Origin of the sequence: Streptomyces sp. P9-A4, assembly GCF_036634195.1 — a bacterium.
GTDB lineage: Bacteria > Actinomycetota > Actinomycetes > Streptomycetales > Streptomycetaceae > Streptomyces.
The window spans coordinates 6,451,180-6,475,714 of the sequence record NZ_JAZIFY010000001.1 but is presented as its reverse complement, the minus strand read 5'-3'; the positions used below and the strand labels follow the sequence as shown (position 1 = coordinate 6,475,714).

The following is a 24,535-nucleotide window of genomic DNA, read 5'->3' as shown; positions in this document are numbered from 1 at the left end:
TTTGCGCAGTCGGTTTCTTCTGCTTCTACGGGTCTGCCGTCGGCCGGCGCCGGAGGGCACCGGCCGGCGACTGCGAACTCATATCAGGGTGATGGTGATCATCTCTTCCGTACGACGACGAAGTCGGCGAGTGCGGTGAGCTGGGCCCGCACCCGGGCGGGCATGTCCACCTCGTCCAGGGCCTCGATCGCGACGGCGTGCTGGCGACGGGCCTCCTGGGAGGTCCACTCGCGCCCTCCGGCCTCCTCGATGAGGGCCGCGCGGGTGGCGAACTCCTCCTCGGAGAAGGTGTCGAAGTCATTGGACTTGGCGTCCGCGGCGAGGAGTTCACCGAGCCGCTCGGAGGCCCTGCCGCCGGCGGCGAGGGCGGCGACGACCGGCAGGGACTTCTTTCGCTGGCGCAGGTCGCTCCAGGTCTGCTTGCCGGTGGCCTCCGGGTCGCCCCAGATGCCGAGCAGGTCGTCGACGGCCTGGAAGGCGAGGCCGAGGTGGTAGCCGTACTCCTCCAGCTTGTCGGCGGTCCGGTCGTCGGCGCCGCCGAGGACGGCGCCGATGGAGACGGCGCAGGCGAGCAGGGCGCCCGTCTTGTTGCCCTCCATCTCCAGGCACTCCTCGACGGTGACCCGCTCGCGGTGCTCGTAGGAGATGTCCTGGGCCTGGCCGTCGATGAGCTTGCGGCTGGCGGTGGTGAGCCGGCGGGTCGCCCGGCCGGCCTCCACGGTGCCCAGCTCCAGCAGGATCTCGTTGGCGAGCGCGAACAGGGCGTCGCCGACGAGGATGGCCTGCGCGGGTCCGTGCACCTTCCACACGGTGTCGCGGTGGCGCCGCTGCTCGTCGCCGTCCATCAGGTCGTCGTGCAGCAGCGAGAAGTTGTGGACGAGTTCCACGGCGACGGCGCCGGGGATGCCGACCTCGGGCGCGGCACCCGCGGCCTCGGCCGACAGCAGGGCGAGCGCGGGGCGGACGGCCTTGCCGCCGTCGCCGTCCGCGGGGTTGCCCTGCGCGTCGATCCAGCCGAAGTGGTAGGCGGCCACGGTGTCCATGGGCGGCGCGAGGCGGTCGACGGCCGCCCGCAGTACGGGCGTGGACAGGGTCCGCCCCCGCTCCAGCAGTGCGGACACGTCCGCGGTGTCGACGGCCGGATTACCCGGCGGCACAGTCGGCACGGTCTCTCCTCTTGTTCCGGTACTCACACTCATGCCGCCTCCTGCAGCGGATGGTCATGGCGGCGGCCGAGGGCGGAGAGCGCGGCGCCCGCGGCGCTGAAGCCGCTGCGCACCGCCCCCTCCATGGTCGCGGGCCAGCCGGTGGCGGTCCAGGCCCCGGCCAGATACAGCCCCGGCGCCCGGGTGCGGGCTCCGGGGCGGAGCCTGCCGACGCCCGGGGTGGGCGCGAACGTCGCCGTCCGCTCCCTGGTGACGAAGAAGTCGCGGATGCCCGCGCCCCGGGCGGCGGGCAGCAGCCGCTCCAGCTCGGGGAGGTACTTGGCGCGCAGGGCGGCGACGGGTTCGTCGATCTCCTCCTGGGCGGCCGACTGGGAGACGGCGAGGTACTGGCCGCCGCCGGTGAGTCCGGAGGACTCGGTGCGGTCGAAGACCCACTGCACGGGCGAGCCGAGCGCGGCGAAGAAGGGACGCTTCAGCACCTTGCGGTCGTAGACCACGTGGAGGTTGAGGATGGGGGCGGTGGCGATGTCGAGCAGCCGGTCGGGGTCGTCGAGGACGCCCTCGGGCAGCAGGCCGTGGGTCTCCTGCTGCGGCACGGCGAGGACGACGACGTCCGCCTCCAGGGTCTCGCCGGGCACGTCGACGGTCCAACGGCCGTCGCCGGTACGGGAGATCCGCTCGGCCTTGGTACGGAGCGCGGTGCGGACGCCGAGCTCGTCGAGTTCCTTCGCGGCCCGGGTGTCGTGGATTTCGCCGAGCGGCACGTGGGCCCAGCCGATGTCGGCGGCGCCGGGCTCGGAGAGCAGACCCGTCTTGAAGACCATCGCGGCGAGCCCCATCGAGGCCTGCGGGGCGGGGGCGTTGAGGGTGGGGATGCCGACGAGGTCCCACAGCGCCTGGACGGTCCGCGGGGACTGACCGTGCCGGCCGAGCCAGGTGGCGAAGTCGATGCCGTCGAGCGCGGGGTCGGCGGGGTCGAGCTTCTTCAGGGCGAGCGCGGCCCGGCCGACGGAGGCCCGCTCGGCGAGCGAGAGATGGGGGTACGTGGCGAGGCTGCGCGCGAGGTGCAGCGGTACGGGCAGGGCGTCTCGGCGGATCCGGCCGAGGCGCGGGCCGCGCGGGTGGCCGACGTCGAGGACGGGCACGTCGAGGCGGTCCTGGAGCGGGGCGAGCCGGGCTCCGTCGATCCGGTCGAGGAACCAGCGGTAGGCGGTGCAGCAGCGCAGGTAGACGTGCTGGCCGTTGTCGACGGTGAGGTCGCCGCGGCGGAAGGAGAAGGCGAGGCCGCCGAGCCGGGGCCGGCCTTCGAGGAGGGTGACACGAAGGCCGCTCTCGGCGAGCTGGAGCGCGGCGGTGACCCCGGCGAGCCCGCCGCCGACGACGACGGCGCGGGGCCGCCGGTCTCCGCCGGTCCCGGTGCCGGGGCCGGGGGCTCCCGGCGAGGCGTGCCGCTCGGTTCCTTCGTGGGTCACGCGGCCTCCGTTCGGATCGTCGTGGGCGGGTGCGCGGGCACCTCGGTCAGGGACGCCGTGGCGGCGCCCGGGGTTGCCCCGCGGCCGGGGACGTACGGGCGCATCAGGCACGCCTCCTGACGGCGCGCCGGGCGATGTGGCGGGTGTCGAGGCCGGAGAGCCCGCGGACCGCGACGTACGCCTTCTCGTGGCCGGGCAGCGAGACACGGCCCCGGAGCACGGCCTCGGGATCGCGCTCGATCCGGTCGAGGAGACGGCGGTAGATGCCGGCCATGGCGGCGACGCAGGCGCCGCTGCGCCGGTCGAGCATGGGCAGGAGTCCGTAGCCCTCGGCGAACAGGGCGCGGGCGCGTCGGACTTCGAAGTGGACGAGGCCGGCGAAGTCGGCGCCGGCGGGCGGGGTGTCGCTGCCGAAGCCGTCGCCGCAGCCGAACTTGGCGAGGTCGTCGGAGGGCAGGTAGGTCCGTCCGTTCCCGGCGTCCTCGCGTACGTCCCTGAGGATGTTGGTGAGTTGGAGCGCGAGGCCCAGGGTGTCGGCGTACTCGGCCGCACGCTCGACGCCCTGGGCGCCGGGCTGGGTGCCGAAGACGCCGAGGGAGAGCCGGCCGATGGCGCCGGCGACGCAGCGGCAGTAGACCTTGAGGTCGTCCCAGGTCTCGTAGGTCGCGCCGTGCACGTCCATGAGGACGCCGTCGATGAGTTCGTCCAGACCGCCGAGCGGGATCGGGAAGCGGCGGGCCGAGTCGGCCAGGGCGACGGCGACGGGGTCGGTGTCGTCCTCGTCGATCTCCTCGGCCCTGATCCGGTCGAGCAGGGCGCGGGTGGCCTCCAGGCGCTCCCGCTTGGCCTCGGGCGGGAGCGTGCCGTCGCCGATGTCGTCGACGCGCCGGGAGAAGGCGTACAGCGCGGACATCGCCTGCCGCTTCTCGGTCGGCAGCAGCCGGATTCCGTAGGCGAAGTTCCGCGCCTGCTGTCCGGTGACCGCCTCGCAGTAGCTGTAGGCGGCCTGTACGGGTGCGGACGGCTGGGGCTGTGCCTCCACGGTCGCGCTCACCCCTCTCTCCGCGCCCGGAGCAGAACCGCTCCCGCCTGGCGCATCAGGCTCGGCTTGGTGGCCTTCGGTGGCCCGGTCAGCACGTCGAATCCGGCATCGGTGATCGCGTCGAGCGCGGCGAGGCCCCCGGCGGTGAATCCGGCGAGGAGGAGCCGCAGCCTGCCGTGGACGCTGCCGACGAGGGGGGCTCCCGCGTCGAGCAGGTCGCGGGCCCGGCCGGCCTCGAAGGCGATCAGGGCGCGCACGGAGGCGCCGGCGGTGGGCCGGGCGAGGTCGCTCTCGGTGACGTGGAAGCGCTTGAGGTCCTCGGCGGGGAGGTAGATCCGGTCCCGGGCGAGGTCCTCGGCGACGTCCTGGAGGTGCTCGACGATCTGCAGGGCGGTGCAGATCTCGTCGGAGCGCCTGAGCCGTTCGGGGGTGTCGGTGCCGGTGATCGCGAGGACGAGCCGGCCGACGGGGTTGGCCGAGAGCTCGCAGTACGCGAGGAGGTCGTCATAGGTCTCGTAGCGGCCGACCTGCTGGTCCTGGCGGTTGGCGGCGATCAGACCGAGGAAGGGCTCGGGGGTGAGACCGCAGCGCCGGACGGTCGGCTGGAGGCCGCGCAGCAGGGGGTGCCGGGGGGTGCCGTCGAAGACGCGGCGGAGGTCGGTCTCGAAGGCGTCGAGGAAGGCGAGCCGGTCGCGGGCGGCCTCGGGGCCGAGGCCGAGGTGGCGGGCGTCGGCGCCGCCGGGGGCGAGGTCGCCGTCGCCGATGTCGTCGACGAGGCGGGCGAAGCCGTAGACGGCCATGAGGTCGTCGCGCCAGGCCCGGGGCAGGAAGAAGGGGGCCACGGGGAAGTTCTCGTCCGCGGCCTTGCCGAGTGTGGCGCGCGAGGCGGCGTCGGTGCGCGCCTGGCTGGTGTCCGTCACAGGTCACTGCCCGACGGAGGGACGGCGACACCCTCGTGGAGCTGGAGATTCTGCGTCATGGCCGTCACGTCTCCCGTTCTACACTGCCGATCCAATCCATCCTATTTCGGACACGCCGCCGACCCCTGACCGTAGAGCCGCCGCCCGGAGGCCCGATGGCCGTGGGGTATCGCCCTACTTGCCGCGAAACAGACCGCTCCAGCTTACGTTGTACGACGACCGTCGCCGTTCCGGGGTGCCGGGCGCTCCGCCCCTCACCCGAACGAGCCGTCAACCCGGCTTCCGCGCAAGGCAGTTCGGCCCGAAGCAGACCTCAGAGGGTACGGGTCCCGGAGACGACCATGGCGAGGGTGGTCTCGACGACGGCGTTCCTGCGCTGCGCGGGAAGCCGGCGAAGAGGGCCGTCGAGCAGGAGAAGTGACAGTCCGTGAATAGCCGACCACGCTGCGACACCACCGGCGGCGCGGACCCCCGGCCGGGGGGTGCCGGCGAGGGCTTCGAGGGCCTCCCGGAGCAGGGTGAAGGCGCGGACCTCGGGCTCGGGCGCCTGCCGCTCGGCCGGTCCCGGCAGCTCCTCCCGGGCAGGCCGGGGCACGCAGAACGCGGCCCGGTAGAGCCCGGGGTGTTCCACGGCGAAGCCGACGTATCCCCGGCAGAGGGCGGCGAGCCGGCGCTCGGCCGCGAGGGCGGGGTCGTCGGCGCCGGGCTCGCGGGCCGCGGCCCGTTCCATGGCGTCGGCGAGGACCCGCTGGGCGTGGGTCCTGACGGTACGGAGGAGTTCGCCGCGGCCGTCGAAGTGCCGGTAGGCGGCGGTGGGCGAGACGCCGACCCGGCGGGCCGCCTCCCGCAGGACGACCCGTTCGGGGCCGCCCTCGGTGGCGAGGTCGACGGCGGCACAGATCAGCGCGTTGCGCAGGTCGCCGTGGTGGTAGGTCTTTCCCCCCGAGATCGCTGCCATGGGCTCATCCTGCCCGATGTTGACCGCATGCACATTCCAGGTGACGGCACGACGCGCGAAAAACGGAACTGCCCCCACCGGAAGGGTGGGGGCAGTTCGGGAAGCGGGGTCAGCGGGCGGTTTCCCGCTCGTACGCCTTGAGGACCTCGTCCGTGGGCCCGTCCATGAGGAGCTGGCCCTTCTCCAGCCAGAGCACCCGGTCGCAGGTGTCCCTGATGGACTTGTTGCTGTGGCTCACCAGGAAGACCGTGCCGGCCTCCTTGCGGAGCTCCCGGATGCGCTCCTCGGAGCGGATCTGGAACTTGCGGTCACCCGTCGCCAGCGCCTCGTCGATGAGGAGGACGTCGTGGTTCTTGGCGGCGGCGATGGCGAAGCGGAGCCGGGCGCCCATGCCGGAGGAGTACGTCCGCATCGGCAGGCTGATGAAGTCGCCCTTCTCGTTGATGCCGGAGAAGTCGACGATCCCGTCGTACCGCGAGCGCACCTCCTCGCGGCTCATGCCCATGGCGAGGCCGCCCAGGATCACGTTGCGCTCGCCGGTGAGGTCGTTCATGAGGGCCGCGTTGACGCCGAGCAGCGAGGGCTGGCCGTCGGTGTAGACCTTGCCGCTCTCGGTGGGCAGGAGTCCCGCGACGGCGCGGAGCAGCGTGGACTTGCCGGAGCCGTTGGAGCCGATGAGGCCGATGGCCTCGCCCCGGTAGGCGGTGAAGGTGACACCGCGCACCGCGTGCACCTTGCGGATGCCCCGGCTGACCTCGGCCTTGCCGCGGCCGACGATGCGGCTGAGCGCCGCCGTGGCGCTGCCCCTGCCGCCGCCACCGGCGTTGACCCGGTAGACGATGTGGACGTCGTCGCAGATGACGGTGGGAACGTTGGACCGGTCGGTGTCAGCCACGGCCGTACCTCTCCTCGGCCTTCCAGAAGTAGACGAAACCGCCGATGCCGAAGGCCACCGCCCAGCCGAGGGCGGTCAGCCACACGTGCGAGGGCAGGTTCTCGGCACCGTATCCCTCGATGAGGGAGTAGCGGATCAGGTCCATGTAGACCGCCGCCGGGTTGTACATCAGGACGTCGGCGATCCACGCGGGCTTGTCGGCAAGCATCGCGGGGATCGAGAACATGACACCGGACGCGTACATCCAGGTGCGCATGATGAACGGCATCAGCTGGGCCAGGTCGGGCGTCTTCGCACCCATCCTGGCCACGATCATGGCGAGTCCGATGTTGAACACGAACTGCAGCAGCAGGGCCGGGAGCAGCAGCAGCCAGCGCAGCGAGGGGTAGCTGCCGAAGGAGATCGAGACCGCGAAGAGCACGATCATCGAGAACAGCAGCTGCTGGAGCTGCTGGAGGGAGAACGAGATCGGCAGGGTGGCCCGGGGGAAGTGCAGGGCCCGGACCAGGCCGAGGTTCCCGGAGATCGCCCGGACGCCGGCCATGACCGAGTTCTGGGTGAAGGTGAACACGAAGATGCCGGTGACGAGGAAGGGGATGTAGACCCCCTTGGACATCCCGCGTCCGGCACCCAGGATGAGCCCGAAGATCAGGTAGTAGACCAGGGCGTTGAGCAGCGGGGTCGCGACCTGCCACACCTGCCCCAGCTTCGCCTGGCTGTACTGGGCGGTCAGCTTGGCCGAGGAGAAGGCCAGGATGAAGTGGCGGCGGCTCCACAGCTCGCGGACGTACTCGAACAGCCCGGGCCGGGCGCCGCTGACCGAGAGGCCGTACTTCGAGGCCAGCGCGGCGGGGGTCAGGCCCTCGTCGACGGACGGGGGCGCGCTCGTCGCGACCGCCCCGCCCTGGTGTGTGTCACTCACAAGTCGAAACTTTCGTGTTCAAGATGCGCGGCACGTCGGTACCACGATGTCAGACGACCGGGGGGCGACCCAGCCGGGTCAGCCGCCACACCGTACGCCACCTCATGGGCCGGCGCGGTCCGCAGGGGGTCGTCCAGCCTTCGCGGAATCCGCCGAACCACGCCTTGAGCGCGGAGGGCGAGGGCCGACGGGCCAGGGTGAGCAGGAGCCAGACGCCGAGATACACCGGCACCAGGGGCGCGGGCAGATTGCGGCGTGCCAGCCAGACTCGGTTGCGGGCCACGTTGAAGTGGTACGAGGCGTGGCGGGAGGGTGCTGTGGTGGGGTGCAGCAGCACCATGTCGGAACGGTAGTCGATCATCCAGTCGGCGTCGAGCGCGCGCCAGGCGAGGTCGGTCTCCTCGTGCGCGTAGAAGAACTCGTCCGGCAGACCGCCGACTTCGGCGAACACCTTGGTGCGGACGGCGTTGGCGCCGCCGAGGAAGGTGGTCACCCGCGAGGAGCGCATCGGGTCGGAGGCGCGCAGCCTCGGCACGTGCCGGCGCTGGGTGGCCCCGGTCTCCGGATCGGCGATCCGGAAGGTGATGATGCCCAGGCGCGGGTCGGCGGTGAAGGCCTGCCGGACCAGCTCCGCGGTGTCGGCGTGGGCGAGGAGCCCGTCGTCGTCGAGGAAGAGCAGGACGTCGACGTCGGTGCCGCCGGGGCCGAAGGCCTCGATGCCGACGTTCCGGCCGGCGGGGATGCCGACGTTCTCCGGCAGGTCCACGGTCCGCACCCAGTCGGGCACCCCGGTGACCGGGGTGCCCTGGCCGACGACGACGACCTCGACGGGGTCGCCCTCCTGCTTGGCGACCGAGTCGATCAGCGCGCGCAGGTCGTCGGGGCGGTTGCCCATCGTGATGACGACCGCGCCCACCTTGAGCGGAGTACTCACGGCCGGCCTCACTTCAGCCTGCTGGAGACCATGATCGACACCAGGTGCAGCACGGTCTGGAGCAGGGCGATGCCGGCCAGGACGGCGACACCGAGCCGGGTGAAGAACAGGTCGCCGCGGACCTGGTCCGCGATCGCCAGGACCACGATGAGCAGCGAGGCCTCGATGCCGAGGACGAGCCGGTGGAACTTCAGCGCCCCGGCGGCCCGGCGGGCCAGCGCCATGCCGGAGGAGCGCGGCTCGGAGGCCGACTCCTTGACCGGCGGCAGACCGCCCTGGTGCCGGGCGACGCCGACGAGGTCGGTCTCGGCCTTGATCAGGATGGCGCCGAGCGCGGCGAGGGTGCCGAGGAAGGCCCACAGCCAGTCGATCCGGCCCGAGCCCCACAGGTCGGCGGCGCGCAGGCCGAAGCCGACGAGCACCGCCGCGTCGCACAGGTAGGCGCCGACCCGGTCCAGGTAGACACCTGCCAGCGAGAACTGCTTCTTCCAGCGGGCCACCTCGCCGTCGACGCAGTCGAGCAGCAGGTAGAGCTGGACCATGAGCGCGCCGAGCAGCGCCCCGGGGATGCCCGGGACGAGCAGGGCCGGGGCCGCGAGGACGCCGGCGATGGTCATGACGTACGTGAGCTGGTTCGGCGTGACCTTGGTGCCGACGAGCCGACGGGTGATCCGGAGCGAGATCTCCCGCATGTACATGCGACCGCCCCAGTGCTCCCCACTGCGCCGGTCCTTCACACCCGGAGGGTGGACGACCGGGCGGAGCTCAGCTACGGATGGCTTTGGCATAGTCGGCGTACGCGTCCCTGATCTCGTCGTCGGACAGGTCGAGGTGTTCGAGGATGGTGAAGCGGCCCGGCCGGGTCTGCGGGGCGAAGGACACCGCCTGGACGAACTCGTCCACGGTGAAGCCCATCTCCTCCGGCTGGACGGGAAGTCCGTGCCGGCGCAGGGTCTCGACCATCAGCGCGGAGCCGTCGGCGGCGCCGCGCAGGTGCATGGCGAAGGCCGCTCCGAGGCCGCACTGCTCGCCGTGGCTGGCGGCGCGGTCCGGGAAGAGCAGGTCGAAGGCGTGGCTGATCTCGTGGCAGGCGCCCGAGGAGGGGCGGCTGTCCCCGCTGATCGACATGGCGATGCCGGACATCACCAGGCCCTCGGAGAGGGTGACGAGGAAGTCGTCGTCGCCGACGCCGCCGGGGTGGCGGAGCACGGCCTCGCCGGCGCTGCGGGCCATGGCGGCCGCGAGGCCGTCGACGGGCTCCCCGGTCACCTGGTGCGACAGCTCCCAGTCCGCGATGGCGGAGAGGTTGGAGATCGCGTCGCCGATGCCGGAGCGGACGTAGCGCACCGGGGCGTCCCGGATCACGTCGAGGTCGACGACCAGCGCGATCGGGGTCGGCACACCGTAGGAGCCGCGCCCGTTGTCGTTGTCCAGGGTGGAGATCGGCGAGCAGATCCCGTCGTGCGACAGGTTGGTCGCGATGGCCACCAGCGGCAGCCCGACCCGGGCCGCCGCGTACTTGGTCACGTCGATGATCTTGCCGCCGCCGAGGGCCACCACGGCGTCGTACCGCTTGCCGCGCATGGCGTCGGCGAGCTTCACGGCCTCGTCGATGGTGCCGCCGGAGACCGGGTACCAGTCGGCGCCGGGCAGCTCGGGGGCGAAGTGGTCACGCAGCTTGAGGCCCGAGCCGCCGCTGATGGCGACGGCGATCTTGCCGTTACTGGAGATCCGCTGGTCCGCGAGGAGCGCGGACAGGTCGTCCAGCGCTCCCCGGCGGATGTCGACGACGACCGGCGAGGGGATCAGCCGGGTCAGTACTGGCACGCGATCTCACGGCCCTTCGCGAGGTCGTCGTGGTTGTCGATCTCGACCCACGTGACGTCGCCGATGGGCTCGACGTCGACGGTGAAGCCGCGGTTGACGAGCTCCTGGTAGCCGTCCTCGTAGTACAGGTCGGGGTCGCGCTCGAAGGTGGCCTTGAGGGCGTCGGCGAGCTCCTCGGCGGCCTCGGCCTCGATGAGGGTGACACCGATGTACTCGCCGGTGGCGGTGGCCGGGTCCATCAGCTTGGTGATGCGCTGGACGCCCTTGTCCTCGGCGGTGATGACCTTCATCTCCTCGTCGGCGAGGTGCTTCACCGTGTCGAGGGCGAGGATGATCTTCTTGCCCTCGCCGCGGGCGGCGAGCAGGGTCTTCTCGACGGAGACCGGGTGGACGGTGTCGCCGTTGGCGAGGATCACACCGCGCTTGAGGACCTCACGGGCGCACCACAGGGAGTAGGCGTTGTTCCACTCCTCGGCCTTGTCGTTGTCGACGAGGGTGATCTTGAGGCCGTACTTCGCCTCCAGGGCGTCCTTGCGGTCGTAGACGGCCTCCTTCCGGTAGCCGACGACGATCGCGACCTCGGTGAGGCCGATCTCGGCGAAGTTCTTCAGCGTCCCGTCGAGAATCGTGATCTCGCCGTCGACGGGCACGAGGGCCTTCGGAAGGGTGTCGGTGTAGGGGCGCAGACGCCGTCCGGCACCGGCTGCCAGTACGAGACCGATCATGCTGTTTCTCCTTCGTCGTGAACGGCGGGTGCTCCGGAGGAGACCCAGAAGCGGATGGACTCCACGAGCACCACGAGGGCGACGGCCACCGCGAGGGCGGTCAGTGCCAGGGTGAAGTCGTCGCCGCGGTCCGCCAGCAGGGCGGCGAGGACGGCCACCAGGAGCGTGCGCCCCTCGTGTCCGCCGGTGACGCGCACCAGCCACGCGGGCGGCGCGCCGGTGCCGCCGCGGATGCGGTACACCGTGTCGTAGTGATGGTAGGCGACCGCCGCGACCAGCCCGAATGCGGCGGGCAGGGCCTGCGCCGAGTCGGAGCGGGCGGCGAGCACGAGGACGGCGGTGTACTCGGCGGCGCGGAAGAGCGGGGGTACGAGCCAGTCGAGGGCGCCCTTGAGGGGGCGGGCGACGGCGGCGCCGGAGAGGATCACGTAGCCGATGGCGGCGATCACGATCTGCCGGTCGCCGAAGGGCCACGTGAGGACGGCGAAGAGGAGACCCGCCGTCGCGATCGCCGCGAAGACGACTCCCGCGCCGCGGGCTCCCGACCGGCCGAACACGCGGGCGGCCAGCTGGGCCAGCGGCCCGCAGTCCGCGAGGTCGGCCAGCGCCTGGGCGGCCCGGTCGGTGCGCTTCGCCTTGCGGGTCAGGGAGCGCAGGACGCGGCCCGCCGTCGTGTAGCAGGCGCCGAAGGCGCAGCCGATGATCAGTGCCCAGAAGACGATCCGGGGGGCGGTGACCGCGGTGAGGACGGCGATCATCGCCCAGCGCTCGCCGATCGGCAGGATGATCATGCGGCGGGCCCAGACGGTCCAGCCGAGGCTGTCGAGCCGGTCGGAGAGGGCCGCGGTGGGGCTGGTGTTGGCGGTGGCGTCGTGGTTGGCCTCGTTGAACGAGAAGTCCACGACGTGCCGGCAGGTCATCAGGATCATCGCGCCGAGGGCCAGGGCCCAGACGTCGTCGCCGTTGCGGGCGGCGCCGAGGGCGAGGCCCGCGTAGAAGGCGTACTCCTTGGCGCGGTCGAAGGTGGCGTCGAGCCAGGCGCCCATCGTCGAGTACTTCAGCGCGTAGCGGGCGAGCTGCCCGTCGGTGCAGTCGAGGACGAAGGAGACCAGGAGCAGGACGCCGGCGGCGATGTAGCCGCCGCGCTCGCCGGTCGCCGCGCAGCCGGCCGCGATCAGTGCGGTGAGCAGCGAGGCGGTGGTGACCTGGTTGGGGGTCAGTCCGCGGCGCGCGCACCAGCGGGCGATGTAGCGCGAGTACGGGCTGATGAAGAAGGTGGTGAAGAAGCCGTCGTGGGCCTTGACGGCCGAGCGGAGGCGTACGGCCTCGTCGTCCACGGCGGCGACGGCGGCGCGGGCCTCGTGGCGGGCCTCGGCGTCGGCGGGGACGGTGGCGACGAGGGTGCCGAGCTGGGGCCGGTGCACGGCGACGCCGTCGGCGTCGAGGGCGTCGGCGAGGGTGCCGGTGAGGTCGTCCCTGTCACCGGCGGTCGCCGAGGCGGCGGTCAGGGCGCGGGTGAGCGCGGGGCGGGCCCCGTTCTGCGCGGTGAGCGTGCCGGGTGCGGCGGCGGCGGGGAACCTGGGGTCGGTGAGGGCCAGGCGCAGCGCGTGCAGGTGGCCGACGAACCGGGGGTCGACGAGCGCGACGCGCTCACCCGCGGGGACGGCGGCCAGCAGCGCGGCGGCCTGTTCGGCGCCGGAGGCGGCCTTGACGTCGAAGCCGAGCGACCGCAGGTCTCCGTCGAGCGAGGAGCCGGGTGCCGGGGGGCCGGTGAGGATGGCGGTCGACAGACGAACTCACTCCTTGGAGCTGACGAGGGGCCGGCGGGGCCATGGCGGCCCCGGGCGCGGCGGTGCGCCCCGGCACCGGGCGGCGACACGTCGGCTGAGGCTATCGGATGAACGGAACACGAGTTCACCGAGGCTTCGCGGGCAGGACTCCCCCGGGCCCACCCGTGTCCGTAAGGGTGCGCCTCGTCCTGCGGAGATCATCATGGGCGATCGGTGGCCCGGCTCACAAACCACCGTCGCGGGCCCGCGCGAGGGGCTGCGGAGCCGCCTTCCCGCCATGGCCGGTCCTGAATGCATCGCCGCAGGTCAGAGCATATGACAACGGTGTTCAGTACCGTGTTGCACATACCCCCCTCCCGTAGTTCACTTGCGAATCGGGGCACACGAGACGACACGATCTGGAGGCCACGCGATGGGGGCTGGACACGACCACGGGCACAGCCACGGCGGCCCGCCGCCGACGGGGACCGCGGGGGCCGCGTACAAGAGCCGGTTGCGGATCGCACTCGGCATCACGCTCTCCGTGATGGTGATCGAGATCATCGGCGGTCTGGTCGCCGACTCCCTCGCGCTGATCGCCGACGCGGCCCACATGGCGACCGACGCGGTCGGCCTCGCGATGGCGCTGCTCGCGATCCACTTCGCGAACCGGCCTCCCTCGGGGAACCGCACCTTCGGGTTCGCCCGGGCCGAGATCCTGGCGGCGCTCGCCAACTGTCTGCTGCTCCTCGTCGTCGGCGGCTACGTGCTGTACGAGGCGATCCAGCGGTTCGTCGAGCCGGCCGAGACCAAGGGCGGGCTCGCCATCGCCTTCGCGGTGATCGGCCTGGTCGCGAACGTGATCTCGCTGTCGCTGCTGATGCGCGGCCAGAAGGAGAGCCTCAATGTGCGCGGGGCGTACCTGGAGGTCCTCGCGGACGCCCTGGGCTCGGTCACCGTGATCATCGCCGCCACGGTCATCCTGACGACGGGCTGGCAGTACGCGGACCCGATCGCCTCGATCGTGATCGGCCTGATGATCGTCCCCCGTACGTTCAAGCTGCTGCGGGAGACCCTGGACGTGCTCCTGGAGGCGGCGCCGAAGGGTGTCGACATGGCGGAGGTACGGGCGCACATCCTGGCCCTGCCGGGTGTCGAGGACGTGCACGACCTGCACGCCTGGACGATCACCTCGGGCATGCCGGTGCTCTCCGCGCACGTGGTCGTCGACCAGGGGGCGCTGGACTCGGTCGGGCACGAGAAGATGCTGCACTCCCTCCAGGGGTGCCTGGGGTCCCACTTCGACGTGGAGCACTGCACCTTCCAGCTGGAGCCGGCCGGGCACGCGGAGCACGAGGCCGGGCTCTGTCTCTGACCACGGCCGACTGTTAGTCTCTTCGTACGAACGCGTGGAGAGAGGAGCTGAGGTTGATGACCGTCGCGATGGAGGCTGCCCGCAGCGGCAGCGCCCGGTCGTCCCTCAGCCTCCGGGTCTCCGGCTGACCTGATCCCGGTCCAACCACCGGTACGTCACGTCGTCGGCCGGGGCCCTCTCACACAAGGGTTTCCCACGTTGTCCGACAACGCATTGCACGACGCCTTCTTCGCCCTGCACCACGGCCTTCCGCGGCAGGGTCCCGGCTCCGACACCACCACCCGCCGGCTCCTCTCGTCGGCCGGGCCGCTCCCCGAGCGTCCCCGGGTGCTCGACCTGGGCTGCGGCCCCGGCCGTTCCGCGCTGCTCCTGGCCGCCGAGGCGGGCGCCGAGGTGACCGCCGTCGACACCCATGAGCCGTTCCTCGCCGAGCTGCGGGAGTCCGCCGCCGCCCGCGGGCTGGACGGATCGATCCGCACCCTCAACGCCGACATGGGCGCGCTGCCGCTCCCCGACGGCTCCTTCGACCTGGTCTGGGCCGAGAGCTCGGTCTTCGTCCTCGGCTTCGACCGGGCACTGGCCGAATGGCGCAGGCTCCTCGCGCCCGGCGGCACCCTCGTCCTCACCGAGTGCGTGTGGACCGCCGAGGATCCGGGCCCCGTGGCCCGCGCCTTCTGGGAGGAGCACTACCCGCTCCGTACCGTCACCGGGAACGCGGCGGCGGCGGTCGGGGCCGGCTACCACGTGGTGGCGACGCTCCCGCAGCCCGAGAGCGACTGGGACGAGTACTACGTCCCGCTCGCGGCGCACGCCGACGCCGCCGACACCACCGTGCCCGGCACGGCCGAGGCGGTGGCCGGGGCGCGCGCCGAGATCGCGCTGCGGCGCGAGCACGGCTCCGACTACGGGTACGCCGGCTTCGTCCTGCGGCCCGCCGATCCGCGCTGGACCGTCCGTCCGGAGCGGGACGGGGAGGCCGGGGCGGTGTGGCGGGTCGTGGCGGCGGCCTTCGGATCGGAGGCGGAGGCCGATCTGGTCGACGCGCTCCGGCGGGACGCCGACGCCTGGCTGCCCGGCCAGTCGTTCGTGGCCGAGGCCCCGGACGGCTCGGTCGCGGCCCACGCCCTGATCACCCTTCCCCTGCCTTCGGCGGGGAGACCCCAAGCCTGGTGGGGGCCTGCCCTCGGCGGCGCTCGCCCCGGTCTCGGTGGCGCCGGAGCACCAGCGCTCGGGGGCCGGACAGGCCGTCGTTCGAGCGGTGCTCGACGCGGCGCGGCTGCGGGGGGAGCGGCACGTCCTCGTACTGGGCCATCCGGAGTACTACCCGAGGTTCGGGTTCGTACGTGCGTCTGAGTATGGAATCAAGCCAGGTTTCGAAGTCCCGGACGAGACGATGATGGCGCTCGTCCTGGACGGCACCGCGCCCGTTCCGTCCGGCATGCTCGTGTATCCGGCGGCTTTCGGGGTGTGAGGCCACCCCCGCCGCTTCCGCTCCCGCCGCGCCGGTTCCGCTCCGGCGCGGCGGGAGCGGCCACGTCCGGCCGTCGAAGTACGGACAAGCCGCTTTTGTACGGCAGACTGTGTTTCCCCCACCGGGGCCGAGGACCGAAGCGAAGGATGGGTATGCCGACCACACCAGCCACCGCGGCTCAGATCTCGCCGGAGATCGCGTCGAACGGTGTCCAACCGTCCGGAGCCGCGGCGCCGATCATGCTCGAACTGGTCGACGAGGACGGGACGACCATCGGCACCGCGGAGAAGCTCGCCGCGCACCAGGCGCCCGGCCTGCTGCACCGCGCCTTCTCCGTCTTCCTCTTCGACGAGTCCGGCCGGCTGCTGCTCCAGCGCCGCGCGCTCGGCAAGTACCACTCCCCCGGCGTCTGGTCGAACACCTGCTGCGGCCACCCCTACCCGGGCGAGGCCCCGTTCGCGGCGGCGGCCCGGCGCACCTTCGAGGAGCTGGGCGTCTCGCCCTCGCTGCTCGCGGAGGCCGGCACCGTCCGCTACAACCACCCGGACCCGGCATCGGGCCTCGTGGAGCAGGAGTTCAACCACCTCTTCGTCGGCCTCGTGCAGGCCGCACCGAAGCCGGACCCCGAAGAGATCGATGACACCGTCTTCGTGACCTCCGAGGAGCTGGCCGAGCGCCACGCCGCCGCGCCGTTCTCCGCCTGGTTCATGACGGTGCTCGACGCGGCGCGGCCGGCCGTCAGGGAACTGACGGGTCCGTCAGGGGGCTGGTGACCGTCCGCGTACGAGGCATGCCTCCCGGCCCCGGTGCCATCGGGGCCAGGGGCAGCGCCGCCCAGATGATCTTCCCGCCGCTCGCCGTGTGCTCGACGTCGCAGACGCCGCCGGACTCCAGGGCGATCTCCCGGACCAGCAGCAGGCCGCGACCGCCGGTCTGCCCGTAGTCCGCCTCCAGGGCCTTGGGCCGGTAGGGGTGGTTGTCCTCGACGGACACCCGGACCCACTCGGGTCCGATGGCCACCTCGACCGCTATCTCCGGGGACAGCAGCGCCGCGTGCCGCACTGCGTTGGTCACCAGCTCGGAGACGATCAGCAGCAGGCCGTCCATGATCTCGTCATGGAGGGGTACGCCCTGGCGGACCAACAGGTCGCGTACGGCGTGCCTGGCCTGTGGGACGGAGACGTCGACCGCGGCAGCGGTGAAGCGCCAGACTCCTTCGTAGGACGGTTGCCGGGCGGGGACACCCCCGTGGTGCTCCACGGTCCGGTTCCCACCCTCGTGCTCGATTCTCGCCACGGATCGAGTCTTGGCAATCCGCGTGGGCGGACCGGCCTACTGACCAGAAGTCGACACTTATCGGCCACATTCTGATCGGGTGAGTATGCCCACGTCAGTTGTTCGACTGACCGGGCGCGCTTTCTGACCGCTCCGGAGGGAGCCCAGCGGAGCCGGTGTCGTCGGCCGGACGGGAGGCCCGGACCTCCTGCGGGGTCACCATGCTGACGGTCCTTCGGCCGCCCACCCCGATCGCGATCAGGCCGAGGCCGTCGAAGAGCAGCGCGAGCGAGAAGAAGACCCCGAGAACGTACAGGCTGCTGTGCGGCCGGTCGAACAGGACCAGCAGACCCAGCAGCAGCCGACGGGGTCCGGTTCCCCGTGCCGCTCGCGGGCGTCCTCGGGACGGCCCCTTCCTGACCGTACGTTCGGGTCCGCCGGATAGCATCCGGCCCATGGAGCCGCAGCTGAAGGCCAGCGTCACGGACGGGATCGCCACCGTCGTCATAGCCAACCCCGCCAAGCGCAACGCGATGAGCGCCGGCATGTGGCGCGCCCTGCCCGGCCTCCTCGACCGGCTCGCCGCCGACCCGGCCGTCCGGGTCCTGGTCCTGACCGGCGAGGGCGACACCTTCTGCGCCGGGGCGGACATCGCGGCGCTCCGGGAGCCCGGGGATGAGCAGCAGGCGCTCGCGGTACGTGCTGAGGAGGCGCTCGCCGCCTTTCCCCGGCCGACCCTGGCGGCCGTCCGGGGCTTCTGCGTCGGCGGCGGCAGCCAGCTCGCCGCCGCCTGCGACCTGCGCTTCGCCGAGGAGGGCGCCCGCTTCGGGATCACCCCGTCGAAGCTGGGGATCGTCTACCCGTCCTCGTCCACCCGCAGGCTCGCCGCCCTCGTGGGCCCGTCGACCGCCAAGTACCTGCTGTTCTCCGGTGAGCTGATCGACGCGGACCGGGCGCTGCGGACCCGGTTCGTGGACGAACTCCACCCGGCCGGCGAGCTGGACAAGCGGGTGGCCGAGTTCACGCGGGTGCTCGCCTCCCGCTCGCTGCTGACGCAGGCGGCGGCCAAGGAGTTCGCCGACGGGCGGCTCGACCGGGACGCCCACTGGGCCGAGCAGGCGCGCGGGAGCGGCGACACCGCGGAGGGCGTCGCCGCCTTCCTGGAGCGCCGCGCGCCCCGGTTCACGTACGGCGGCTGAGGGTCAGTCCCTCCCGGCCGCCTCGCCCCGCCAGTGCGCCACGATCGCGGCCGGGGCCTTCTCCGGCGAACCCGCGTCGTACGGCGGCTGGGGGTCGTACTCGGTGAGCAGCTGGATGGTCTGGGCGGTCTCGTCCCCGGCGATCCGGCCGAGCAGGTGCAGGGCCATGTCGATGCCGGAGGAGACGCCGGCGGCGGTGACGTACTTGCCGTCGAAGACGACCCGCTCGCCGGTGGGTTCGACGCCCAGCGCCCTGAGCTCCTCGTAGGCGAGCCAGTGGGTGGTGGCTCGGCGGCCGTCGAGCACTCCGGCGGCGGCCAGGATCAGCGCGCCGGTGCAGACCGAGGTGGTCCAGGTGCTGGTCTCGTCGGCGGTACGGAGCCAGGCCCGGATCTCCGGGTCGTCCATGGCCTCCCGCGCGTCGGGGCCGCCGGGGACGAGGACGATGTCGGGGCTCGGCACCTCGGCGAGGGTCCGGTCGGCGACCAGGGCCAGGCTGCCCTGGTCGTTGCGGACGGGGCCGGTCTCCTTGGCCACGAAGACGGTCTCGGCGCCGGGAAGGCGGGCGAGGAGCTCGTACGGGCCGACGGCGTCGAGCGTGGTGAAGCCCGGGTAGAGGAGGACGGCGATCTGCATGCTGATCCCTTTCGCTGCGATGGGCGTTCGTACGGCGGGGTGCGCGGATGTCCGACGGGGTGTGTACGTACGGCGGGGTGTGCGTTCAGGTGCCGGTGGCGTGGAAGCGGCGGCGGTACTCGGCCGGGGGAGTTCCCAGTGCCTTGGTGAAGGCGCGGCGCATCCCCTCCGGAGTGCCGTAGCCCGAGGCGCGGGCGACCTCCTCGACCCCGCGCGAGGTCTCCTCCAGGAGGCGCCGGGCGTGTTCGAGGCGTACCCGGTCGACGTACCGGCCGGGAGTCGCCCCGGTCTCCGCGTGGAAGGCACGCGCGAAGTGACGCGGCGAGAGACGGGCGCGGGCGGCGAGAGCCTCCACGGAGAGGTCCCCGTCGGGGTGCTCGGTGATCCAGTGCTGGAGGTCGCGCAGCGGCTCCCGGCGGGCGGTCTGGGCGGCGAGCTGGACACTGAACTGGGCCTGGTTGCCGGGGCGGCGCAGAAAGACGACCAGATGGCGCGCGACGGTGAGGGCCACGTCCCGGCCGAGGTCCTCCTCGACGAGGGCGAGCGCCAGGTCGATGCCGGCCGTGACCCCGGCGGAGGTGGCGAGGCGCCCGTCCCGTACGAAGATGGGGTCGGGGTCCACCTCGACCTCGGGGTAGTGGCGGGCGAGGTGGTCGCAGGCCGTCCAGTGGGTCGTCGCCCGGTGCCCGTCGAGGAGCCCGGCCTCGGCGAGGAGCAGCGCCCCGGTGCAGACCGAGACGAGACGGTGGGCGTCCGGGGCATGGGTGCGCAGCCACTCGATCAGGGCCGGGTCCGGTGCGCGGGTGCCCTCGCCGCCGGGGACGACGAGGGTGTGCGGGGCGCCGTCGGCGACCGCCTCAGCGAGCGTCGTGTCGGGGAGCAGCCGCAGCCCGCTGTGCGTACGGACCGGTCCGCCGTCCAGGGAGGCGGTGCGAATCGGGTACGCGGACGGGTCCCCGGCGGCCCGGGCGGCACCGGCGAACACCTCGAAGGGCCCGGTGACGTCGAGGCTCTGGACGCCGTCGAAGAGGACGACGAGGACGGGTCGCTGCGTCATGGCTCCATCCTCGGAGCGGGGCGGGGGTGGCCGCAATGACGCCGATCCCACCTTTTCTGCCATCCGTCTTTCCAGCCGTCCCTCTTTCCTGCCGTCCCCGATTCCTGCCGTCCTCCGGGTATGGCGGCCTCGGACGGTTCCCGTCGTACCGACCAGTCGGTAACCTTCGGGGGCATGACGACGACTGCCCTGCCGCCGCGCGCCGGACGCCGCTGCCACAACGCCCTCAACCCGCTCCACTCCACGCTCTACTTCTCGCCCGACCTGGACCGCGAGTTCGGTGCGCTCGGCTTCACCGACCGGAGCGCGATGCGGCTCGCCGCGCGCAGCGCCGCCCTCGGCGCGGTGGGCCCCGGAACCGTCGCCGCGACCTTCTACAACTACGACCACGCCTTCCTCGCCCGGCACCTCCCGGACGTCTGGGAGACCGCCTCCCCCGCCGAGGTGCTGGACGCCCGGCTGCGGACCGCCGACGCGACCCTGCGCCGGCTGCTCGGCGAGGAGACCGTCGCCTCCCCGGAGATGGCCGAGGCCGCCGGACTCGCCCTGCGCGCCACCGAGGCCTGCACCCGGCACGCCCGGCCGCTGTACTCGGCCAACGCCGACCTTCCCGTACCGGAGGAGCCCCACCTCGCGTACTGGCACGCCACCACCCTGCTGCGCGAGCACCGGGGCGACGGGCACCTCGCGGCCCTGCTGTCCGCCGGGCTCGACCCCGTCGAGGCGCTCGTCTCCCACACCGCCACCGGCAAGGGCATGTCCCCGCGCTGGGTGCTCGGCTCCCGGGGCTGGCGGCGCGCCGACTGGGAGGCGGCGACGGAGCGGCTGCGCGGGCGGGGACTCCTCGACGCCGAGGGCGAGCTGACGGATTCGGGGACCGCGCTGCGGGACGATCTCGAGGAGCACACCGACCGGCTGGACTCCGCCCCGTACGAGCACCTCGGCGCGGCCGGCGTCGAGCGGCTCACCGAGCTGGGGCGCGGCTTCCTGGTCACGGCGGCCGTCGCGGGCGCCTTCCCGGCGGATCTCGTCGGCAAGGAGTGACCCCCGGGCGCCGGAAAGGCGCCCGGGACGCGCGCGGGAAGGGTCGGTTACCGCGTACGGGTGACCGACCCGGCACAATGCACTCGCAAGCTTGAGGCACGAGAAGGCGAGTCGGGACACCGTGACGACGTCCATCGAAGCAAGGATCGCCGAGGAGCTCGGCGTACGCGAGCGACAGGTGAAGGCAGCCGTCGAGCTGCTCGACGGCGGTTCGACCGTGCCGTTCATCGCGCGCTACCGCAAGGAAGCGACCGAGATGCTCGACGACGCGCAGCTGCGCACCCTGGAGGAGCGGCTGCGTTATCTGCGCGAACTGGAGGACCGCCGGTCGGCGGTCCTCGACTCGGTACGCGAGCAGGGCAAGCTGACCGAGGAGCTGGAGGCCCGCATCCGGGCCGCCGACACCAAGGCCCGGCTGGAGGACATCTACCTGCCCTTCAAGCCCAAGCGCCGGACGAAGGCCCAGATCGCCCGCGAGGCCGGTCTCGAACCGCTGGCGGAGGGGCTGCTCGCCGATCCGTCGGTGGAGCCCGCGGCAGCCGCCGCGGCCTTCGTGGACGGCGACAAGGGCGTCGCGGACGCCGCCGCGGCCCTGGAGGGCGCACGGGCGATCCTCGCGGAGAAGTTCTCCGAGGACGCCGACCTCATCGGCGAGCTGCGCGAGCGCATGTGGGGCCGGGGCCGGCTGGTGGCGAAGGTGCGGGACGGCCAGGAGGAGGCGGGGTCGAAGTTCGCCGACTACTTCGACTTCACCGAGCCGTTCACGGCCCTCCCCTCGCACCGGGTGCTCGCCATGCTGCGCGGCGAGAAGGAGGACGTGCTCAGCCTGGACCTGGAGCCGGAGGAGCCCTCCGAGACCCCCGGGCCCTCCTCGTACGAGGGAATGGTCGCGGGCCGCTTCGGTGTGGCCGACCGGGGGCGCCCCGGTGACAAGTGGCTCCAGGACACGGTCCGTTGGGCCTGGCGGACCCGGATCCTCGTCCACCTGGGCATCGATCTGCGGCTGCGGCTGCGGACCGCCGCCGAGGACGAGGCGGTCCGGGTCTTCGCGGCGAACCTGCGCGATCTGCTGCTCGCCGCGCCGGCCGGCACCCGGGCGACGCTCGGCCTCGACCCCGGCTTCCGTACCGGCGTGAAGGTCGCCGTCGTCGACGCGACCGGCAAGGTCGTGGCCACCGACACGATCTACCCGCACGTGCCCGCCAACAAGTGGGACCAGGCCCTGGAGAGGCTGGCGCGGCTCGCGAAGGAGCACGCGGTCGAGCTGGTCGCGATCGGCAACGGCACCGCCTCCCGTGAGACCGACAAGCTGGCGGCCGAACTCCTCGCCAAGCACCCCGAGTTGAACCTGACCAAGGTGATGGTCTCGGAGGCGGGCGCCTCGGTCTACTCGGCCTCCGCCTTCGCCTCGCAGGAACTCCCCGGCATGGACGTGTCGTTGCGCGGGGCCGTCTCCATCGCCCGGCGGCTCCAGGACCCGCTGGCCGAGCTGGTGAAGATCGACCCGAAGTCCATCGGCGTGGGCCAGTACCAGCACGACCTGGCCGAGGTGAAGCTCTCGCGCTCCCTCGACGCGGTCGTGGAGGACTGTGTGAACGGCGTCGGCGTGGACGTCAACACCGCCTCCGCGCCGCTGCTTTCACGGGTCTCGGGGATCAGCGGCGGTCTCGCGGAGAACATCGTCGCGCACCGGGACGCCAACGGCCCCTTCCGCTCCCGGCGGGCCCTGAAGGACGTCGCCCGGCTCGGCCCGAAGGCGTACGAGCAGTGCGCGGGCTTCCTGCGCATCCGGGGCGGCGACGACCCGCTCGACTCCTCCTCGGTGCACCCGGAGGCGTACCCGGTGGTGCGCCGGATGGTGAAGGCGACGGGCGGCGAGGTCGCGTCGCTCATCGGTGACACGGGCCGGCTGCGCACGCTGCGGGCGGACGACTTCGTCGACGAGACCTTCGGTCTGCCGACGGTGACGGACATCCTGCGCGAGCTGGAGAAGCCGGGGCGCGACCCGCGCCCGGCGTTCAGGACGGCGACCTTCAAGGACGGCGTCGAGAAGATCGGCGACCTGGCGTCCGGGATGGTCCTCGAGGGCGTGGTCACCAACGTGGCCGCGTTCGGTGCCTTCGTGGACGTCGGCGTGCACCAGGACGGCCTGGTGCACGTGTCGGCGATGTCGAAGAACTTCGTCAAGGACCCGCGCGAGGTCGTGAAGCCCGGCGACGTGGTCAAGGTGAAGGTCCTGGACGTGGACATCCCGCGCAAGCGGATCTCGCTGACGCTGCGGCTCGACGACCAGGCGGGCGACGGGGCATCCGAGGGCGCGCCCCGTCGGGAGCGGGGCGAGCGCGGCGAGCGCTCCGGCCGGCCGCCGCAGCAGCGGCAGGGCGGGGGCGGAGCGGCCGGCGGCGGTGGCGGTGGCGGTGGCCGCCGGACCGAGCGCGGCGGGCAGAACGAGCGCGGTGGCCGGGGCGGCCAGGGCGGCCAGGGCGGCCAGGGCGAGCGTTCCGGACGCGGTGGGCAGGGCGGCCGGGACCGGTCCTCCGCGCCCGCGCCCGCGCCCGCGCCCGCGAACAGCGCGATGGCCGACGCTCTGCGCAAGGCGGGCCTCCTGGGCGAGGGCGGCGGCAAGCGCCGCTGACCGTCCGCCCCGCGCTCCCACACGCACGTGAAGAAGGCCACGGCCCATCGGGCCGTGGCCTTCTCGCGTGAGGCGCCGTTACGGAAGGAAGCGCAGAGCCCATTCGGCGCGGTTGGCGACGGCGAGGTCGTCGTCCTCCGCCAGGGGCCGCAGCAGGCTCCCGGCCGTCTTCGGGTCGGCCTGCACCAGGTCGACGATCTCGGCGGCCAGCCCGTCCTGGTCGTCGCCCAGGTCGACGGCCGAGGCGCGGATCAGCGCCGGAAGGGCCTCCGGTCCGCCGATGACGGCCAGGACACCGCCGAGGAGCTCACGGGCGTAGGCGTTCCGCTCGGTGAGCGCACGGTCCAGCTCCGCCTGGAGGCGCGGCAGGAGACCGGCGTCGCCCGAGGCCGCGACCTCGTCGGCGAGGTCGATCGTCTCGTCGACGTCCGCGTCCAGATCGTCCAGCATCTCGGTCAGCCGGGTCAGTAGGTCGGTCATGGTGCTGCCTCCTGGAATGCGCCGTCCACGAGGACCGGAACGGTCGTCGAGCTGTCGGTCTCGGCGGCCACGGCCACGTCCTGCGGAAAGCCGTACTCGTACAGTTCACGGCCCGAGTCGCAGCCGTGCAAGGCGGCGACCGGGTCCTCGGTCGCCGACCACAGCGTGGCCGCCGCGGTCGCCTCCGGGGTCGGGGTGTGCGGGCCCGCGAGGGCGGCGAGCACCGCTCCCGCGCCCAGCAGGTCTTCGAGCGCGGGGCGCAGCGAGCCGTCGGGCCACCGCTCGCCCGACGCGATGACCGCGAGCGGGCGGTCCGCCGTGCCGTAGCCCCGGTCGGTGAGCCAGCGGGCGACGGCCGTGCGGTTGCGCAGGGAGGCGGCGACGACCGCCGCGCCGCCCGAGGCGGACTCCGCCGCGATGGTGGAGCCGTTCGGGGACGGCAGGACCAGACGGGGCGGTCCCGGGGCTGCGCGCAGGGCGGCCGGGGAGAGCGTCCACGGGTGGGCCTGGGTGGCCTCGCTCCGGCCGACGGCGAGCAGGGCGTCGTTCTCCCGCGCGTACGCCGCGGCGGTGGCGTCCCGCCGGCGGTACGGAAGGACGGCGGTGCCGCCCTCGACGGCGACGCCCACGGAGGTGGTGAAGGACAGCACGTCGACGACGACCACACAGGCTGCCGCCGGGGCGAGGACCCGCGCCGCGACGGGCCCCCAGCCGAAGGAGACCGTCATCGCCG

22 protein-coding genes and 2 pseudogenes are annotated in these 24,535 nt (G+C 72.8%); 6 read left to right on the top strand and 18 right to left on the bottom strand.

Annotated elements, in window-relative coordinates; all coding sequences use genetic code 11:
* Window positions 1–98 precede the first annotated feature (98 nt).
* The 12 genes from V4Y03_RS29105 to V4Y03_RS29050 all read right to left on the bottom strand — a co-directional run bounded on the left by V4Y03_RS29105 (window position 99) and on the right by V4Y03_RS29050 (window position 12,651).
* A complete protein-coding gene (locus V4Y03_RS29105; protein WP_317874907.1) occupies window positions 99–1,199 on the bottom strand; it encodes a polyprenyl synthetase family protein in 1,101 nt (366 codons plus the stop codon).
* Window positions 1,196–2,638 (bottom strand): hydroxysqualene dehydroxylase HpnE, encoded by a 1,443-nt coding sequence (gene hpnE / locus V4Y03_RS29100; RefSeq protein ID WP_332436843.1) that lies wholly within the window; start codon window positions 2,636–2,638, stop codon window positions 1,196–1,198. The genes V4Y03_RS29105 and hpnE overlap by 4 nt, the downstream gene beginning before the upstream one ends.
* A 103-nt stretch (window positions 2,639–2,741) precedes the next feature.
* A complete protein-coding gene (gene hpnD, locus V4Y03_RS29095) occupies window positions 2,742–3,692 on the bottom strand; it encodes a presqualene diphosphate synthase HpnD (RefSeq protein ID WP_317874905.1) in 951 nt (316 codons plus the stop codon).
* Window positions 3,689–4,600: a squalene synthase HpnC gene (gene hpnC / locus V4Y03_RS29090; protein WP_332436842.1), complete on the bottom strand. Its 912-nt coding sequence runs from the start codon at window positions 4,598–4,600 to the stop codon at window positions 3,689–3,691. Before hpnC ends, hpnD begins: the two co-directional genes overlap by 4 nt.
* Window positions 4,601–4,913: 313 nt before the next feature.
* Window positions 4,914–5,558, bottom strand: a complete 645-nt coding sequence (locus tag V4Y03_RS29085; RefSeq protein WP_332436841.1) for a TetR/AcrR family transcriptional regulator — start codon at window positions 5,556–5,558, stop codon at window positions 4,914–4,916.
* Between the two features lie 109 nt (window positions 5,559–5,667).
* Complete coding sequence (locus V4Y03_RS29080) at window positions 5,668–6,453, bottom strand: ABC transporter ATP-binding protein (protein ID WP_317874902.1); 786 nt, start codon at window positions 6,451–6,453, stop codon at window positions 5,668–5,670.
* Complete coding sequence (locus tag V4Y03_RS29075; protein ID WP_317874901.1) at window positions 6,446–7,375, bottom strand: ABC transporter permease; 930 nt, start codon at window positions 7,373–7,375, stop codon at window positions 6,446–6,448. Before V4Y03_RS29075 ends, V4Y03_RS29080 begins: the two co-directional genes overlap by 8 nt.
* 49 nt (window positions 7,376–7,424) lie before the next feature.
* A complete protein-coding gene (locus tag V4Y03_RS29070; RefSeq protein WP_317874909.1) occupies window positions 7,425–8,270 on the bottom strand; it encodes a glycosyltransferase family 2 protein in 846 nt (281 codons plus the stop codon).
* Between the two features lie 47 nt (window positions 8,271–8,317).
* Complete coding sequence (locus V4Y03_RS29065; RefSeq protein WP_332436840.1) at window positions 8,318–9,097, bottom strand: CDP-alcohol phosphatidyltransferase family protein; 780 nt, start codon at window positions 9,095–9,097, stop codon at window positions 8,318–8,320.
* Window positions 9,075–10,136, bottom strand: coding sequence for an iron-containing alcohol dehydrogenase family protein (locus tag V4Y03_RS29060; protein WP_317874899.1), 1,062 nt, complete (start codon window positions 10,134–10,136; stop codon window positions 9,075–9,077). The genes V4Y03_RS29065 and V4Y03_RS29060 overlap by 23 nt, the downstream gene beginning before the upstream one ends.
* Complete coding sequence (locus V4Y03_RS29055) at window positions 10,124–10,861, bottom strand: phosphocholine cytidylyltransferase family protein (RefSeq protein ID WP_317874898.1); 738 nt, start codon at window positions 10,859–10,861, stop codon at window positions 10,124–10,126. The genes V4Y03_RS29060 and V4Y03_RS29055 overlap by 13 nt, the downstream gene beginning before the upstream one ends.
* Window positions 10,858–12,651: a DUF5941 domain-containing protein gene (locus V4Y03_RS29050; RefSeq protein WP_332437286.1), complete on the bottom strand. Its 1,794-nt coding sequence runs from the start codon at window positions 12,649–12,651 to the stop codon at window positions 10,858–10,860. The genes V4Y03_RS29055 and V4Y03_RS29050 overlap by 4 nt, the downstream gene beginning before the upstream one ends.
* Before the next feature lie 412 nt (window positions 12,652–13,063).
* Between V4Y03_RS29050 and V4Y03_RS29045 the strand changes: the two genes are divergently transcribed.
* The 3 genes and pseudogenes from V4Y03_RS29045 (at window position 13,064) to idi (ending at window position 16,249) form a co-directional block, all read left to right on the top strand.
* Window positions 13,064–14,005 carry a cation diffusion facilitator family transporter gene (locus V4Y03_RS29045; protein ID WP_332436839.1) on the top strand — a complete coding sequence of 314 codons (942 nt, stop codon included), beginning with the start codon at window positions 13,064–13,066 and terminating at the stop codon, window positions 14,003–14,005.
* 198 nt (window positions 14,006–14,203) lie between these two features.
* Window positions 14,204–15,476, top strand: a pseudogene (locus tag V4Y03_RS29040) (GNAT family N-acetyltransferase).
* Window positions 15,477–15,628: 152 nt separating this feature from the next.
* Complete coding sequence (gene idi / locus V4Y03_RS29035) at window positions 15,629–16,249, top strand: isopentenyl-diphosphate Delta-isomerase (protein ID WP_443079841.1); 621 nt, start codon at window positions 15,629–15,631, stop codon at window positions 16,247–16,249.
* Here idi and V4Y03_RS29030 read toward each other — a convergent pair.
* Window positions 16,215–16,736: an ATP-binding protein gene (locus tag V4Y03_RS29030; RefSeq protein ID WP_332437284.1), complete on the bottom strand. Its 522-nt coding sequence runs from the start codon at window positions 16,734–16,736 to the stop codon at window positions 16,215–16,217. The genes idi and V4Y03_RS29030 overlap by 35 nt on opposite strands.
* A 130-nt stretch (window positions 16,737–16,866) precedes the next feature.
* Window positions 16,867–17,112: pseudogene (locus V4Y03_RS29025) on the bottom strand (hypothetical protein); the annotation flags it as partial.
* A gap of 94 nt (window positions 17,113–17,206) precedes the next feature.
* Here V4Y03_RS29025 and V4Y03_RS29020 point away from each other — a divergent pair.
* Window positions 17,207–17,950, top strand: coding sequence for an enoyl-CoA hydratase/isomerase family protein (locus V4Y03_RS29020; RefSeq protein WP_317876864.1), 744 nt, complete (start codon window positions 17,207–17,209; stop codon window positions 17,948–17,950).
* Between the two features lie 3 nt (window positions 17,951–17,953).
* Here V4Y03_RS29020 and V4Y03_RS29015 read toward each other — a convergent pair whose 3' ends face one another.
* Both V4Y03_RS29015 and V4Y03_RS29010 read right to left on the bottom strand, forming a co-directional pair.
* Complete coding sequence (locus V4Y03_RS29015; RefSeq protein WP_332436838.1) at window positions 17,954–18,586, bottom strand: DJ-1/PfpI family protein; 633 nt, start codon at window positions 18,584–18,586, stop codon at window positions 17,954–17,956.
* Between the two features lie 85 nt (window positions 18,587–18,671).
* Complete coding sequence (locus V4Y03_RS29010) at window positions 18,672–19,643, bottom strand: GlxA family transcriptional regulator (RefSeq protein ID WP_332436837.1); 972 nt, start codon at window positions 19,641–19,643, stop codon at window positions 18,672–18,674.
* Between the two features lie 174 nt (window positions 19,644–19,817).
* On the opposite strand from V4Y03_RS29010, the gene V4Y03_RS29005 reads away from it, so the two are divergent.
* Window positions 19,818–20,687, top strand: coding sequence for an SCO6745 family protein (locus tag V4Y03_RS29005; protein WP_317876867.1), 870 nt, complete (start codon window positions 19,818–19,820; stop codon window positions 20,685–20,687).
* A 121-nt stretch (window positions 20,688–20,808) separates the two neighbouring features.
* Window positions 20,809–23,322 (top strand): Tex family protein, encoded by a 2,514-nt coding sequence (locus V4Y03_RS29000; protein WP_332436836.1) that lies wholly within the window; start codon window positions 20,809–20,811, stop codon window positions 23,320–23,322.
* A 78-nt stretch (window positions 23,323–23,400) separates the two neighbouring features.
* On the opposite strand, the gene V4Y03_RS28995 is transcribed toward V4Y03_RS29000, so the two are convergent.
* On the bottom strand, window positions 23,401–23,802 hold the full coding sequence (locus tag V4Y03_RS28995; protein WP_332436835.1) for a hypothetical protein: 402 nt from the start codon (window positions 23,800–23,802) through the stop codon (window positions 23,401–23,403).
* Window positions 23,799–24,530, bottom strand: coding sequence for a 2-phosphosulfolactate phosphatase (locus V4Y03_RS28990; RefSeq protein ID WP_332436834.1), 732 nt, complete (start codon window positions 24,528–24,530; stop codon window positions 23,799–23,801). The genes V4Y03_RS28995 and V4Y03_RS28990 overlap by 4 nt, the downstream gene beginning before the upstream one ends.
* Window positions 24,531–24,535: the final 5 nt, after the last annotated feature.

Coding starts and splice junctions, on each gene's coding strand:
- V4Y03_RS29105 (WP_317874907.1), bottom strand. CDS start 1,199: ATGAGTGTGAGTACCGGAACAAGAGGAGAGACCGTGCCGACTGTGCCG.
- V4Y03_RS29085 (WP_332436841.1), bottom strand. CDS start 5,558: ATGGCAGCGATCTCGGGGGGAAAGACCTACCACCACGGCGACCTGCGC.
- V4Y03_RS29070 (WP_317874909.1), bottom strand. CDS start 8,270: ATGGGCAACCGCCCCGACGACCTGCGCGCGCTGATCGACTCGGTCGCC.
- V4Y03_RS29065 (WP_332436840.1), bottom strand. CDS start 9,097: ATGCCAAAGCCATCCGTAGCTGAGCTCCGCCCGGTCGTCCACCCTCCG.
- V4Y03_RS29055 (WP_317874898.1), bottom strand. CDS start 10,861: ATGATCGGTCTCGTACTGGCAGCCGGTGCCGGACGGCGTCTGCGCCCC.
- V4Y03_RS29045 (WP_332436839.1), top strand. CDS start 13,064: ATGGGGGCTGGACACGACCACGGGCACAGCCACGGCGGCCCGCCGCCG.
- idi (WP_443079841.1), top strand. CDS start 15,629: ATGCCGACCACACCAGCCACCGCGGCTCAGATCTCGCCGGAGATCGCG.
- V4Y03_RS29020 (WP_317876864.1), top strand. CDS start 17,207: ATGGAGCCGCAGCTGAAGGCCAGCGTCACGGACGGGATCGCCACCGTC.
- V4Y03_RS29015 (WP_332436838.1), bottom strand. CDS start 18,586: ATGCAGATCGCCGTCCTCCTCTACCCGGGCTTCACCACGCTCGACGCC.
- V4Y03_RS29010 (WP_332436837.1), bottom strand. CDS start 19,643: ATGACGCAGCGACCCGTCCTCGTCGTCCTCTTCGACGGCGTCCAGAGC.
- V4Y03_RS29005 (WP_317876867.1), top strand. CDS start 19,818: ATGACGACGACTGCCCTGCCGCCGCGCGCCGGACGCCGCTGCCACAAC.
- V4Y03_RS28995 (WP_332436835.1), bottom strand. CDS start 23,802: ATGACCGACCTACTGACCCGGCTGACCGAGATGCTGGACGATCTGGAC.
- V4Y03_RS28990 (WP_332436834.1), bottom strand. CDS start 24,530: ATGACGGTCTCCTTCGGCTGGGGGCCCGTCGCGGCGCGGGTCCTCGCC.